This window comes from Nocardia flavorosea NBRC 108225, assembly GCF_001613385.1.
Taxonomy (GTDB): Bacteria; Actinomycetota; Actinomycetes; order Mycobacteriales; family Mycobacteriaceae; genus Nocardia; species Nocardia flavorosea.
This window is the reverse complement of record NZ_BDCG01000004.1, coordinates 493,577-506,273: the sequence shown is the minus strand read 5'-3', so window position 1 is coordinate 506,273 and position 12,697 is coordinate 493,577. Positions and strand designations below refer to the sequence as shown.

Below are 12,697 nucleotides of genomic sequence, written 5' to 3'. Positions count from 1 at the left end.
GAACGCCCCACATCGAGTGCCAGCGCTACCCCACGCGGAGCTCCTTCAATTCCGCGGCGAATTCCGGATGGGCGGCCGACACGATCAGCGTGGTCCGGCCTTCGTTCAGCCGGGCATGCAGTATCGGCCGCGCGTAGCTGAACGCGCCCCGGGCAGCCACGAGTAGCGAAAAGAAGGTCGTCGCGAGGGCCGAAAACAGCTCGACGAACAGAATGCTGTTGTCGTAGATGGCGAGCGAGCGAAACCAGTCCGGCGCGGCGATCGACAGGAGCGACGAGACGGGTATGAGCATCGCGACTCCGACGAGCACCCGGCCCATCCAGCGTAAGAACCGCATGCGACGCCGGCACAACCGGCAGCAGGGCCATTCCGTAGTAACCATCGCATCGGCTGCCGGGGCCCGGAAGGCGCTCATCACCGAGCCATGGCCGGGGCCGTCGACTATGTCGTGCGTGAGGGTCAGCTGCGGAGATTCCGGAGCGGGCTCGCCGAATTTCGCCTCGATCCGGAGCCGTACCACCACCTCGCCTCCATGCTGGCTACATAGATCCGGTAGCGCCTCGGCTACCACGAAGACCGATGGCCTTCTGGTGGCGATACCGCCCTGTGCCCGCGGCCCCGGATCGGGACGAATCGCGATGGCCACCGGCCCCCGGTGGTCCGCGCTCATGTCACTCCAACCAGCCGCGGCGGCGGCGTTCCTGGAAGTACAGGTCGTCCTCATCCGGTTCGTCGGGGGTGACGACGATATCGCGCCACGATTTCTTCGGATCGCGTGCCGGTTGGGTGTTGCGAGAAGGGGAGGCTTCCGGGGCATTGGCCGCCGAATCGCCAGACGGACGATCAGCTACATCTATCGGCGGAGTCGGCTGTGTTTCAGGGACCGTGGACTCCATGCTCAGCCGATCGAGATCGGCCTGGCCCTGCTCGGCAAGTCGCTCACGCTCGGCGGCGGGTGTTTCGGCAGCCCAGCGGATCGCCGCCGGGGCCACATTATCGAGAATGTGGTTGAAAGCCGGGTTGTTCATCAGTTCGCGCGCACTCGACCGGCCACTGGCGATATCGCTGATCTGATTCTTCAGGTCCGGATCCGAAGAATGCTGGGCCAGTATCCGCAGGGCGCGGGTCGCCTGCTGGGAGAGTGCCTTGTCGCCGTGCGCGACGTCCAATATCGGCTGCTCTGGGGTATTCATGTTGCTATCGCTCCGGGGTGGTCATAGCCCTCGGCTGCCGTAATTCCAGGGATCTCCGGAAATTCGACGACGGCATTCATACCTGCCTCCACTGCCCCGAGAACCCCTTCGGAGGCGGCGAACCACATGCCGAACTGGCCGTGCAGAGCGATCCCATGTTTGATTACGCCGAGCGCGCGGACTGCCGCCGCCGCCTGCATGGCTGCCCCTGCCGGAGCTCCCGCGACAGTCGACGTCAAGGATGCGGCGGCAGCCTGGAAAACAAAGTAGAGAAACGCATCGTCGAACATCTTCTGCACGATCGCCGAGACGGTCTGTGCCATCAGGTACGACTCTCCTGCGAACGAGTCGATCCTGTAGGACATATCTTGTATGGCCTCGATTTGGCCGTTCAGCCCGTCGACGAGCTCCTGGAAGTATTCTCGCGATCCATCGGCCGCGTTTCCCTTCCAAGAGGTCTCGAACTCCTTGACGGCATCTTCGATCGCGGCACCGAAATCGGCATTGTATTTCGCCATGTTGCCGATAGCGATTCCGGCCTGATCGACGGCTGCCCAATCACCCGCAACATAGTTGGTTATCGTGCCGATCGGATCGAATCCGGTGAGTGTTTTGCACACCCCGTTCAGCCAGTAGGCGGGAGACACCAGGTTCGCATTCGTCGCTAGTTCCACCAAATCCGGGATCGGGTCCTCGGGTTCAGGTGTGGTCAACGCTTCGACGGGCCTGGCATTCATCGATCCCCCTTGTCGTAGGCACTGTCCAGCGCTGCGGCCGTGGCGTTGTCCGTCGTGCGATACATCCGAGCCGACGCGACGAGTTCGGCGGCGGATTCACCGGTCACTCGCCCCAGCTGACTGTAGTTCGATTGCAGTTTGGTCATCAGCTCCTGGATAACACCGGTGAGACCTTGGAGGATCAGCCCCTCCTTGGATTCCGGAAGCTCGAGCCACTGCGCCAGATAGGACTTGGTGTGGCCGTTGTCGTCTGCGAGAATCTGCAACTTGCCCGCGGCCGCGTCCAGATGGCTCGGCTCCACTTCGAATGGCTCCGCCACTCGCTGCCCCCTTCCCATAGTGCCGAACCAGTGAACCATGAGGCGTCCGAACCGGACAACCTCGCGACACTATTGGGGTTTGCCGAGAAGCCCGCCGCCGGAAGTCGGTCACCGCTCGATGCAACCGAAACGGAACTGCTCGGCCACGCTTCCTCGAGCCGAACCCGAAGTCGGCACCCCGCATTCGGTTTCACCGCCCAGTAGTGGACTATGGTCGGTCGAACCGGCCGGAACGGGTATTCGATGTGAAGGCTTCCCAGGCCGCAGGGGTGAAGGACAAAGCCGGGCTGCCGCGGTCCTTGGAATCGCGCACACCCACCACGTCTCCTTCGATGAACGCCACCTCGACGCACTCCCGGCTTCCACCGCTGTAGCTGCTCTTGAACCAGCAGGTTTCGGAACGATCGACGCTCATCCTGCGAACTCCCTCACTGATCGAATCTCAGGGGGCGGGCTACGACCGGTCGAACCGGCCGGAACGGGTACTCGCTGTAAAAGCATCCCAGGCCGCCGGGTCGAAGGCCAGGGCCGGACCCTGGCGGTCTTTCGAATCGCGCACACCCACCGAATCGCCCTCGATGAACGCCACCTCGACGCAATCCCGGCTGCCGCCGCTGTAGCTGCTCTTGAACCAGCGAGTTTCGGATCGATCAGCGCTCACCTTGCGAACTCCCTTGCCTTCTCGCGAAGCAGTTGCCTGCTGTCCTGCGCGGTCAATGCTACCCGCCGCAGGTTGGCGTGTGCCTCGCGAAACTGTTGAACCACGTCCGGCTCCTCGAAATACATATCCCCGATGAAACCTTCGGCATAGACCACGGGTGGCTCTACGGGACCGGCACTCACGGGGTTCACGAAGTCCAGGATTGTGAACGGCCCGGTCAGATCACCCAGCGGCACACCCGCGCCGAACGGTAGAACGCGGATGTCGATATTCGGCCGAGTTCCTATGTCCGCCAGGTGCCGAAGCTGTGCTTCCATAATGCGTCGGTTTCCGATCACCCTATGCAGCACCGACTCATCCAAGATGACGTCGATCGGCAGAGGATCATTCTTCTTCGTCAGCATGATCTGGCGGCGCCACCGCAACTCGACCCGCCGGGCGATCTCGCTGTCTGGTTCCGACGGGTGAACGATTCGAGTCAGCGTCCGCGCATAGTCCGGGATCTGCAACATCCCATGAACAAGTTCTTGGAAGGAAGTCAACTTTCGCGCCCCCGCCTCCAATCCCATGTACACGTCGAAATCAAGCGGGATCAGGTCGCCGTATTGATGCCACCAGCTCTTGGTGTTGCCCTGCTGGGCCAGACCTTTCAGCGCGTTGCTGGTCGTGTCGTCGGCACCGCATACCCGGCAGATTGCGTCGATATCCCAGAGCCGGATGCGTTCGGCCGTCCCCGTTTCCAGCCGCTGCACGGTCGTCGCCCCGCGCTCGATACGTCGCGCCAGTTCCGCGATCGTCAGCCCGGCGCCCTGCCGTAGCTCCCGCAGGTATCGCCCGACTTGGCGACGCGGGAGAGTCGAGCCGATATCTGCCATGACAACCTGCTTTCCCCGGATCACGCCCTCGAATTCGGTCTGAAGAAACTCATCGGACTGTGCGCCCGCGGCGCCGTCGTCAGCCGATACCCGGCACCATACCTGCGGAAATACCACTGCCCCACCAAGAATCGTGCCGAATCTGCACGACACTCCTGGTGGGGAGTAAACGCCGAGTCGATATCCATAATTCGCGCCCGCCTTCCCTGGATACGACCACCCGGATCTACGGATGACTGCCGAGCGACCATCGGATCACGTCCTGGGCCTGCGAATCGATTCGATCGGATCATCCGCACCGGCGCTGAATCCGCGAGTCCGTCCGCTCTACTGAGCCGGTCAGAAGAGCACAGCCCAAGCGAATCGACCGACGATCGGAGCCACCGATGCCGCGGATCCACACCGAACAAATCCAGACCGGGGAAACCGCGCTACCGCAGCGCAGGACACCGAGCCGCGCGGCGGCAAGGGCGGCGGCGCGGCTGTGGCGGACGGCCGAATGCGCCGACCTCGACGTTCTCGAACGAGTTGCCCGCGGCCTGCGCGAACTCGACACCGGCAGCGGACCCGTGATCCGCACCCAATACGAAATCGACGGGGTCATCGCCCGCTACCGCGCGGCCCACCCCGAGGCGCGATATGGCCGTTGACACCTGCGATCTGCACGCCGACCCCTGGATCCCGCTGACCGCGCTCGATATCTCGCGCCACGACGACAGCGAGCTCATCATCCGATGCCCCGAATCACTGCACTGCCTGCGCGGTGCACTGGTGACCGGTGGGCAGATCGCACCACATTTCCGGAATGTCGCCGGTCTGTGCCCATGGATCGGGGTCGGGGTACAACCCACCGCACCCCCGTGTGGGTGCACGCCGTTCATCACCACCCGGCAACTCCGTATCGTGACGCGTCCCGGCGCGACACCGTGGGGGCCGATCGCCTCGATCGCCTGCCCCGGCGGATGCCGGGAATTCGCACCGATCCAGGCCGGCCGGATCGGTCCACACGGATACCACCCCTGCCCATGGACCGGTATCCGGCTGGTCGACCAGGGGCTGCATCCACCACTGCTGTGCGCCCAGGACTATCGGTGAACCTCATGCGAGTACGAACCTCCGGCGAACGCACCAGGCACGTGCCCGCCCCCGACCGGCGGTCAGTAAGCCGCGTCGTCCGCCATCTCGCGCAGTGTTCGCTGAGCCTGTTCGATCCATCCGGTGAACACGGCGGTGAAGCCCTGCGCGGTCGCGGGCCGGAGCTCGAGATGGGTGCGGTTGCGTTGTTCCAGGTAGCGGCCGTCGCCGGTGATATCGAACCATTGCAGGGCGCGGTGCCGGTTGTGGGCGGCATGGAAGTTGCCGAGTCGCAGGATCGCGTGTCCGCCGCCGTCGGCGGGGCGACAGGCGAGCTGCGAGAATTGCCGGCGCGGGTTTCGCGGGTCGGTGTCGGGGACGTACCCGGTGTCCGCGGCGGGTTTCACATCCGCGAGATCGAAGGTGACGGGCTTGTCGCGGCCGGGCTCACACGGCGGAAGGGCGGCGGTGAGCGTGGCGGGAAGCTGGTCGGCGCGCACCAACTGGGCCCGGATATCGCTATCGGTCCCGTGCACGGCCGTCTGACTCAGCACGGCGGCGTGTGCGTGGGTGCGGGCGCCCACGAGACGCAGGTCCTTGCGGGTACGGCCGTCGCCGCCACGGTGTTTCACCGAGCCGAAAAGGATCTCGATACGCATATCGCAATGCGCGAGGGTGTGCACGAGCAGGGCGACTCGCTCCCGCTCCTCGGCGTCCTGACCGGCGCGTACGGCGGCGCGGTGTGCCTCGAATCCGTCGAGGGAAGGGAATCGGCTGCGGTAGCGCAGGGGTGCGGGCATGCGGTCGTTGCCTTCGCTGAACCAGTGCGCGGCGAAGGTATCCGGTTCCCAGGTCCAGGCCATCGGGGTGAAATCCGTTTCGGTAGGGGCGTTACCGGATCGGCGATCGCGAGATCGCCGATCCGGGCTGTGCGGAGTCGGATGAGCGGTACCCGGCGGGTGCGGGAATCGGGTATTGCGGTCGCACGTTCGGTGTACCGCCTGGATGGCGGTACCGGGCGGGCCGGCCGATCAGGAACCGGGAGGTCGTTCGGCGGGCTGCGCGGCGGGAGTATCCGCACCCAGCACACCACCGGGAATCGTCCGCGGCTCCTCGCCGAGGAGTTCCTGGGTGTTCTCCTCGTTGATCAAGTAATCGGGGGTCTGCCGGTCACGGTCGTCTTCTCCCGATCCGCCGCGGCCCGCGCCCGGCGCGCCCATCATCGGCATCCCACCACGAGCGGCCGGCGAACCGGGCGGGGCGCCGGTAGCGGCAGCCGGCATCGCGCCGGGAATACCACTGGGCGTACCCGGCACCGTCCGGCCCGGCATGGGCGCTACCGGGGCACCGGACGGACTGCCAGGGGAACCGGGTGTGCCGGAGGGCATCCCGGGGGATCCGGGTGGCGTACTGGTCGTGGTCGACGCGGGGGTCACCGCGGGGCTCCCGGTGGTGCTCGGCACGGTGGGTTCCGGTGTGGTGCCGGCGGTATCGGTCGACGCGGGCTCGCCGGCCGTCGTCTCCTCACCGGCCGGTTGCTGTTCGCCGGGCTGCTGTTCACCCGAGGGTTCCTCCCCCGGCGTCTGCGGGTCGGCCGGATCGCCCGAGGGGGAAGTCCCTGGGCCACCGGGGCCGGTACCACCCGGGACTCCGGGATCACCTACCCCGGGCGGCCCCACTGCCACCGGATCCTTCGGCTGCGGCAGGACCGGGATCTGGGCGTCCGCTGCGGCCATGCCGGCACCGTAGTTGTTGGTGACGTGCACACGAGCATTTTGTTCGGCCTCCGACACCCCACCGTCACCGTCGAACCAGTCTCCAGGAGACAGGATGGTCTGTGGATCGTCCACGACCGCCGGCATGCCGTTCTTCGTATTCAATACCGCGTTCGCCGCATCGTCGACCCGGTTCGCCAAACCCTGCAACGCCAGCGACAGGTTCGTGGCGTCGGTCGCGTAATCATTGACCGCCCGCCGGGAATCCTCCCCCGCCGGGCCCTCCCACGCCGATTGACTCGAACGCCGGATCCGAGCCGCGAACGTGGTGATGTCGTCTGCCCAACCGTCCGCGATCTTGGCGTAGTCGTCGCTGGCGGCGGAGGCTTCCGTGGGGCTCATATTCTCGAAGACTTGGCTGATCGCGGTATGCGAATGCGCCGCGAGATTGTCTCGCGCGCCCTGCTTATCGATCTGCGGCTGCTCATAGCCGATATCACTCACCGCTGCCCCTGAAATCCCTGCGGCGCTGACGCCATGATCTCGTTGTAGCGTGAGGCGAACTCGCTGTCGGTGTCCAGATAGCGCTGCGCGATCACCCGATGCAACTCCTGAATACCGTCGATGATCTGGTAGTGACGCTCCAGAATGGCGTGCACACTGTTGCCGGATTCATCGCCCATGGCTTTGTCCCGGAAACGCTTGACCAGGACCTTGCCCGACAGCGGCCAGGTCTCCGGGGTCTCGCCCAAACCCCACACCTCACGGTCCGCGATCCCCTCCGCGATCCCCTGGTAAACACGGATCCTGTCCTTCATCGCCGCGCAGTCGCGATCCATGTAGACGAACTCTTCCGCGTTCACCCGCACATCCGTGCTGAACGACATCGACAACTGGCCCTCGTTCGCCGCATCGATCTGACTCTGAAAGGGACGCTTACCCTCGTCCGCCACGGCCCACCCCTGCCCTGATACTCGAATACATCATAACTACTCCCCCTATGCGTCCGCCGGGACCAGCGGAAGCACCTTCTCCACCAACCGCATCCCGATATCACACGGATCCTGGTCTCCGGTCAGCCGACCCGACGGCGGATTATTGACCCGGAATTCGAGGCTTCCACCCGCCAACTCCGCATTCAACCCACACGCATCCGGCCCGTTGGACTGAGTGATAACGACCGTCCGGCCATCCACCACAGCCTCCCGTGTACCAGGCACTCCCCTCTCCCGCACCATGTCGATCGTCAGATTCGTCGCACTGATGGTGGCGCTGTAACCGTCGGACACCACCCAGATGCAACCGTTCCACGCGATATCACCACGCCGCATCTCATCCTTGTCCGGTTCGCTACCCGCAGCGTGCAGCCCTTCCGTATCCAAAACCGATTGGGGGATGTCTACGCACGGGTCGAACTTGTCCGGCACCTCCGGCGCCACAGACTTCCCCGCCACCGAAGTACCCGAAGGCTCCGCACTACCCTCGGTCGATGTCCCACACCCCGCCGCCACCAAGACGACACTCGCCCCGGCCACCACGCAATACGCCGACCTACGCCAGATGCCCAATTCGCTCCCCTGCGCCGATCCTGGAACATCTCCCGCAAGACCGGACCGGCTCCTCCGCCCCCGCGAGCTCACCCTGGAACGTATCGGAGGTTTGTCCACCGCCGCAACCGGAACCGGGGCCTGGGGTCACCACGGCACCGGCACGGGTGCCCGTACCGCGGGCCCGAACAGATTCGAGCCGACCGGGGGGTGTCCCTATGGTGTTCGTCAAGCTGCTGAGGCTGCCGGCGCCCGGTAGGGCTGTTTGCTGTGGAGCATGGCGTAGAGGACGTCGCAGCGTCGTCGGGCCAGGCAGATGAGGGCTGCGTTGTGTTTCTTGCCTTCGGCGCGTTTGCGGTCGTAGTAGGCGCGGCTGGCCGGGTCGTGCAGTGCGGCGAACGCGGACAGGAACAACGCTCGTTTGAGTTTGTGGTTTCCGGAGCGGGCGGGGTGTTCTCCGCGGATGGAGCTGCCGGAGCGGTGGGTGATCGGGGCGATGCCGGCGTAGGAAGCGAGGTGTGCCGCGGAGGCGAAGGCGGTGGCGTCGCCGACTTCGAGCAGGATGCGGGTGCCGGTCCTGACTCCGATGCCGGGCATCGAGGTCAGGACCTCGGCAAGAGGGTGATCGGCGAACATCTCCTCGATATCGGCGGCGATCTGCTTGCGTTGCAGCAGAACCGCTTTCAACGAATCCGCCAGCTTCGGCAGCACTGTTTCCGCGGCTTTCATGCCCGGAACGGTGACGGTTTGCGTGGGCAGCGCGGCCAGGATCTCCTCGACCAGCCGGGCGCCCATGCGAGGAGCGTGTTTGGTGGCGATGGCGGTGAGTTTGCGCCGGCCGGCGGCCCGGATCCCCTCTGGACCACCGCAACGCGACAGGATCTCCAGCACCGCCGGGTGCGCGATGCGGGGGCCGAGGACGCGTTCGAGGGCGGGATGGACGCTGGTGAGCAGGCCGCGGATGCGGTTGCTGGTGCGGGTGGCTTCGCCGGCCAGGTCGTCGTCGAACCCGGCCAGAACACCGAGTTCGGTGAGCGTTTCATCACCGATGTCGACCCGGCGCAGCGTGTGCGGCATCGTGCGGGCGGCGTCAGCGATGATGTGGGCGTCGCGGGCGTCTGTCTTGGCCTGACCTGGGTAGAGGTCGGCGATGCGGCGCATCGACAACCCGGGCAGGTAGGCGACGTCGTGGCCGCAGGCTCGTGCGACGGTGACCGGCAGGGCGCCGATCGTGTTGGGTTGATCGACCACGATCAACAGTCGGCCGTGGGTAGCGAGTTTGTCGAACACCGCCCGCAACCGGGACTCGTCGTTCGGCAGTGCTTTATCGAACAACCGTTTCCCGGCCGGATCGAGCCCGACCGCGTGATGTTCGCCTTTTCCCACGTCAACGCCGCAGAACACGGCATAAGGTTGTGTCACCTTGCTCGGTCCTCAACTGCTTCGAAACGCCTTCCGGACGGTCGCCGATCCAGCGTCAACGCCCGGCACCCACGTTACGAAGAGACCTACCAGCGGCCCTGTCCCCATCAGCGGTCCGTCGACGCCACCAGGACCCGGCGACACCACCCCCCGGATCATTCGAAAGGCAGGGGCAAGAAGTCATACCGGGCCTGGCGACCGTGGGCCCGGTTCCCGGGCCCACGAAAAAGGTAACGGGCGGCGCGAACCGGCACGGCGGGACCGCCGTGCTGTATCCGTCCCGGCCCCTACCGATCTGGTCCAGCACCGGCCGGACTCACATTTGATCGTCGTCCCCCTGGACCAGCACGCCCCAGTCCGTCCAGATGACCACAGAATGACCGTCTGAGCGACCACCACACTGCCGTCCAAATGACCACAAGCTAGCCGTCCAGATGACCACGAAGATAGCGTCCAGATGACCATCAGCCATGCCATAATCGCAGCATGAGCGGGATTCGACTGCTTCCCAGACATGCCGATGAACTGATTTCCGAGGCACTGGCAGACACCCGAGTGGTGCTTGTGAACGGTGCACGCCAATCGGGCAAGAGCACGCTCACTCGCCTGGCCGGGCGGTGACTGGCGGCCGAATACCGTCGTCCGCCTGTTGGACGATCCAGCCACTCTGCGGGCCGCCCAGGGCGATCCGGCCGGATTCGTCGATCGCGACAGCGGGCTGAAAATCATCGTGGCCGTTCGCGCAGGGCGAGATCGATGGGCAACCGGACGGATTCGTCGATGCGGCGTTCCGCCACGGCCCCGATATCGACCACTCGTCCACGCACAAACGCTGGGACTATCTCGAACGGGCAGTGATCGGCAGATTCGCGGAAGCAGTGCAGCGCACCGCCCGCCACCGCTCGGCATTCTTCGATTCGTACCTGCAGACCCTCATAGAGGGCGATGTGCTCCAACTCGCCACCATCGAACGCCATGGTGAAATGTTGAAACTGCTGACGCTGCTCGCAGGCCGGCTGGGCAGTCTACTCATCCCGGGAACGCTGGCGGGGCTGCCGGCCGGTCCGGAGGCGTGCCGACCAACCACACGTAGCCCGCCGGCCGGATCCAGGACTTCAAATCCTTTCGACACGTACGGGATGGCGTGCCAAGAGCTGGTTCATATCGTCGACGTCAGAGGTGAACACGGTGGTTTCGGCGCCCCGGGCCGATTCGCGCTGGGCAACGGCTGCCAGAACAGCGTCGATCGCGTACTTGTGGCCGTGTAATCCGGCTTCCTGCAGCATATTGCGCGCGGCGGAGATCACGTGGTCGTCGGTGTGCACAATGCGAATCCGGGACAGGGCCCCGCTCCATAATGCCTGCCGGGAAGTGTCGCGCGGGTTCCATGCCTCCACGGTGGTGAGGGCCGAGGTAATGATCGGGGTATCGAGTTGGGGAGCGGTCTTGATCAGCGCGGCCATCTCGCGATCACCATGGACTGCCTTGGCCAGGGCTTCCGAGTCGAACACGAAGACGCGCCTTCTCGGGCGGTGCGCTGCCATGCGCCGTGTCCGGCTCACGCGGCGCTGCCCGGACGGGAACGGCGCCCGTCATGCCATTCGTCCAGAGCTGCGATCCGGTCGAGTGCGGCCTGTTGCTCCTCTTCCGAGAGCTCGCCGTGTTCGTCTTCCAGATGTTCGGCGAGCTCATGCAAACGGTCCATAGCGTCCTGATGAGCGGCAGCAGCGGCGATATAGCCGGACACTCCCCGCGCGTCGACCCGGCCCTTGATCGATTCGACGAGGTCTTCCGGCACAGTGACGGTAATCTTCCGGGATGCCATACTTGAAGTATGGCACATATGTTGCGGCATCGCACTGCTTCGACGCCCGGCCATCTGGTGCGCTCTCACGCCGCAACATCAGGGGCGGGGTCCGACGCGATCTTCATGCGGAGTCCGGCCCGAGACGCCATCTGAAGAGGCCGGATTCGGCGTGGCGGTTTCGCTACACGCTACCCGCCGGAGGCACGAACACGGCGGGTAGCGGTACGGAGGATTTCTGAAACAAGTTCACCCGGCGTCGAGCAGTGGCGCCAAACGCTTCAGTTGGTCTACGTCGGGCACCGAGACCAACAGCATGGTCACACCGGAGGCCTCCCACACACCGATCTGCTCACGGACCTGAGCCTCGTTGCCGATGATCGCCGTCTCCAGCACCAGTTCGTCGGGGACCGCCGCGGCCGCCTCGGCCTTCTTGCCCGCCTGGAACAGGGTGCCGATCTCGTCGACCTCCTTCTCGTACCCCATCCGGCGGTACACCTGGGCATGGAAGTTGAGTTCCGGCGCACCCATCCCGCCGATGTAGAGCGAGGTGATCCAGCGCATCCGTTCGATCTCGGCGGCGACGTCGTCGGTGATGATCACCTGGGCGGTGGCGGCGATCTCGAAATCCTTCCGCGAACGCCGGGCACCCGGGCGCGCGAAGCCCTCGTCGAGCCATTCGTTGTACACATTCGCCATCCGCGGCGTGTAGTAGATCGCCAGCCAGCCGTCGGCGATCTCCGCGGTCAGCGCCACGTTCTTGGGACCTTCGGCGCCCAGCCAGATCGGCAGATCCGCACGTAGCGGGTGGGTTATCGGCTTCAACGGCTTTCCGAGGCCGGTGGTGCCGGGGCCGGTGTAGGGCAGCGAATAGTTCGGCCCGTCGTTGGTCACCGGCCCTTCTCGGGCCAGCACCTTGCGCACGATATCGACGTATTCGCGGGTGCGCTGCAACGGTTTGGCAAACGGCTGTCCGTACCAGCCCTCCACCACCTGCGGACCGGAGACGCCGAGCCCGAGAATGGCCCGGCCGCCGCTGAGATGGTCGAGGGTCAGCGCGTGCATGGCCGTGGCCGTGGGGGTACGCGCGGACAGCTGCACCACCGAGGTGCCCAGCCGTACTCGCTCGGTGGCCGAGCCCCACCAGGCCAGCGGGGTGAAGGCGTCCGAACCCCAGGATTCGGCGGCGAACACCGCGTCGAACCCGGCTTCCTCGGCGGCCACCACGACCTCCGCGGCGTGTTGCGGCGGCGCGGCGCCCCAGTATCCGAGCTGCAATCCGAACTTCACAACCGACCCCTTTCCGGCCTACTGCTTGCCAGCAGAATAAGAACCTGTTCTACTCGATA

The 12,697-nt window shown here is 65.3% G+C and carries 19 protein-coding genes; 4 read left to right on the top strand and 15 right to left on the bottom strand.

The features are described 5' to 3' along the window. Positions 1-25: 25 nt before the first annotated feature. From NFL01S_RS06225 to NFL01S_RS06195, 7 genes are all read right to left on the bottom strand, one after another. The gene (locus NFL01S_RS06225) at positions 26-670 is read right to left on the bottom strand and encodes a hypothetical protein (RefSeq protein WP_218019595.1); all 645 of its coding nucleotides are present in this window, start codon (positions 668-670) and stop codon (positions 26-28) included. A gap of 1 nt (position 671) precedes the next feature. Further along, positions 672-1,193: a hypothetical protein gene (locus NFL01S_RS06220; protein WP_062972288.1), complete on the bottom strand. Its 522-nt coding sequence runs from the start codon at positions 1,191-1,193 to the stop codon at positions 672-674. After that, positions 1,190-1,930, bottom strand: a complete 741-nt coding sequence (locus tag NFL01S_RS06215) for a hypothetical protein (RefSeq protein WP_157116273.1) — start codon at positions 1,928-1,930, stop codon at positions 1,190-1,192. The genes NFL01S_RS06220 and NFL01S_RS06215 overlap by 4 nt, the downstream gene beginning before the upstream one ends. Continuing rightward, complete coding sequence (locus tag NFL01S_RS06210; protein ID WP_062972284.1) at positions 1,927-2,250, bottom strand: type VII secretion target; 324 nt, start codon at positions 2,248-2,250, stop codon at positions 1,927-1,929. The genes NFL01S_RS06215 and NFL01S_RS06210 overlap by 4 nt, the downstream gene beginning before the upstream one ends. Before the next feature lie 208 nt (positions 2,251-2,458). Then, on the bottom strand, positions 2,459-2,665 hold the full coding sequence (locus NFL01S_RS06205) for a DUF397 domain-containing protein (RefSeq protein ID WP_062972282.1): 207 nt from the start codon (positions 2,663-2,665) through the stop codon (positions 2,459-2,461). A 39-nt stretch (positions 2,666-2,704) separates the two neighbouring features. Further along, positions 2,705-2,911: a DUF397 domain-containing protein gene (locus tag NFL01S_RS06200; protein WP_062972280.1), complete on the bottom strand. Its 207-nt coding sequence runs from the start codon at positions 2,909-2,911 to the stop codon at positions 2,705-2,707. Further along, positions 2,908-3,903: a helix-turn-helix domain-containing protein gene (locus tag NFL01S_RS06195; RefSeq protein ID WP_245670535.1), complete on the bottom strand. Its 996-nt coding sequence runs from the start codon at positions 3,901-3,903 to the stop codon at positions 2,908-2,910. The genes NFL01S_RS06200 and NFL01S_RS06195 overlap by 4 nt, the downstream gene beginning before the upstream one ends. Positions 3,904-4,172: 269 nt before the next feature. Here NFL01S_RS06195 and NFL01S_RS06190 point away from each other — a divergent pair, with 269 nt between their 5' ends. Together NFL01S_RS06190 and NFL01S_RS06185 are read left to right on the top strand one after the other, a co-directional pair. Further along, positions 4,173-4,436 carry a hypothetical protein gene (locus NFL01S_RS06190; protein WP_062972278.1) on the top strand — a complete coding sequence of 88 codons (264 nt, stop codon included), beginning with the start codon at positions 4,173-4,175 and terminating at the stop codon, positions 4,434-4,436. After that, positions 4,426-4,881: a hypothetical protein gene (locus NFL01S_RS06185; RefSeq protein ID WP_062972276.1), complete on the top strand. Its 456-nt coding sequence runs from the start codon at positions 4,426-4,428 to the stop codon at positions 4,879-4,881. Before NFL01S_RS06190 ends, NFL01S_RS06185 begins: the two co-directional genes overlap by 11 nt. Before the next feature lie 62 nt (positions 4,882-4,943). Here the strand turns inward: NFL01S_RS06185 and NFL01S_RS06180 are convergent, their stop codons facing one another. The 5 genes from NFL01S_RS06180 to NFL01S_RS06160 form a co-directional block, all read right to left on the bottom strand. Then, a complete protein-coding gene (locus tag NFL01S_RS06180) occupies positions 4,944-5,723 on the bottom strand; it encodes an ESX secretion-associated protein EspG (protein WP_062972275.1) in 780 nt (259 codons plus the stop codon). A gap of 168 nt (positions 5,724-5,891) precedes the next feature. Further along, positions 5,892-7,079: a hypothetical protein gene (locus NFL01S_RS06175; protein WP_062972273.1), complete on the bottom strand. Its 1,188-nt coding sequence runs from the start codon at positions 7,077-7,079 to the stop codon at positions 5,892-5,894. Continuing rightward, the gene (locus tag NFL01S_RS06170) at positions 7,076-7,528 is read right to left on the bottom strand and encodes a hypothetical protein (RefSeq protein ID WP_062972271.1); all 453 of its coding nucleotides are present in this window, start codon (positions 7,526-7,528) and stop codon (positions 7,076-7,078) included. The genes NFL01S_RS06175 and NFL01S_RS06170 overlap by 4 nt, the downstream gene beginning before the upstream one ends. 45 nt (positions 7,529-7,573) lie before the next feature. Next, entirely contained in the window at positions 7,574-8,086 is a 513-nt protein-coding gene (locus NFL01S_RS06165; RefSeq protein ID WP_281181496.1) for a DUF3558 domain-containing protein, read from the bottom strand. Between the two features lie 264 nt (positions 8,087-8,350). Further along, positions 8,351-9,544 (bottom strand): IS110 family RNA-guided transposase, encoded by a 1,194-nt coding sequence (locus tag NFL01S_RS06160; protein WP_062972267.1) that lies wholly within the window; start codon positions 9,542-9,544, stop codon positions 8,351-8,353. A 486-nt stretch (positions 9,545-10,030) separates the two neighbouring features. Here NFL01S_RS06160 and NFL01S_RS37285 point away from each other — a divergent pair, with 486 nt between their 5' ends. After that, positions 10,031-10,165, top strand: a complete 135-nt coding sequence (locus NFL01S_RS37285; protein ID WP_281181493.1) for a hypothetical protein — start codon at positions 10,031-10,033, stop codon at positions 10,163-10,165. Between the two features lie 104 nt (positions 10,166-10,269). Here the strand turns inward: NFL01S_RS37285 and NFL01S_RS06155 are convergent, their stop codons facing one another. Beyond that, positions 10,270-10,521, bottom strand: a complete 252-nt coding sequence (locus tag NFL01S_RS06155; protein WP_062972265.1) for a hypothetical protein — start codon at positions 10,519-10,521, stop codon at positions 10,270-10,272. Here NFL01S_RS06155 and NFL01S_RS37815 point away from each other — a divergent pair. Beyond that, positions 10,423-10,812 carry a DUF8612 domain-containing protein gene (locus NFL01S_RS37815; RefSeq protein WP_503826393.1) on the top strand — a complete coding sequence of 130 codons (390 nt, stop codon included), beginning with the start codon at positions 10,423-10,425 and terminating at the stop codon, positions 10,810-10,812. The two genes, NFL01S_RS06155 and NFL01S_RS37815, sit on opposite strands and share 99 nt — an antisense overlap. Before the next feature lie 290 nt (positions 10,813-11,102). Here NFL01S_RS37815 and NFL01S_RS06145 read toward each other — a convergent pair whose 3' ends face one another. Next, a complete protein-coding gene (locus tag NFL01S_RS06145; RefSeq protein ID WP_062972261.1) occupies positions 11,103-11,369 on the bottom strand; it encodes a hypothetical protein in 267 nt (88 codons plus the stop codon). Between the two features lie 228 nt (positions 11,370-11,597). Then, the gene (locus tag NFL01S_RS06140) at positions 11,598-12,638 is read right to left on the bottom strand and encodes an LLM class F420-dependent oxidoreductase (RefSeq protein ID WP_062972259.1); all 1,041 of its coding nucleotides are present in this window, start codon (positions 12,636-12,638) and stop codon (positions 11,598-11,600) included. Between the last annotated feature and the right edge of the window lie 59 nt (positions 12,639-12,697).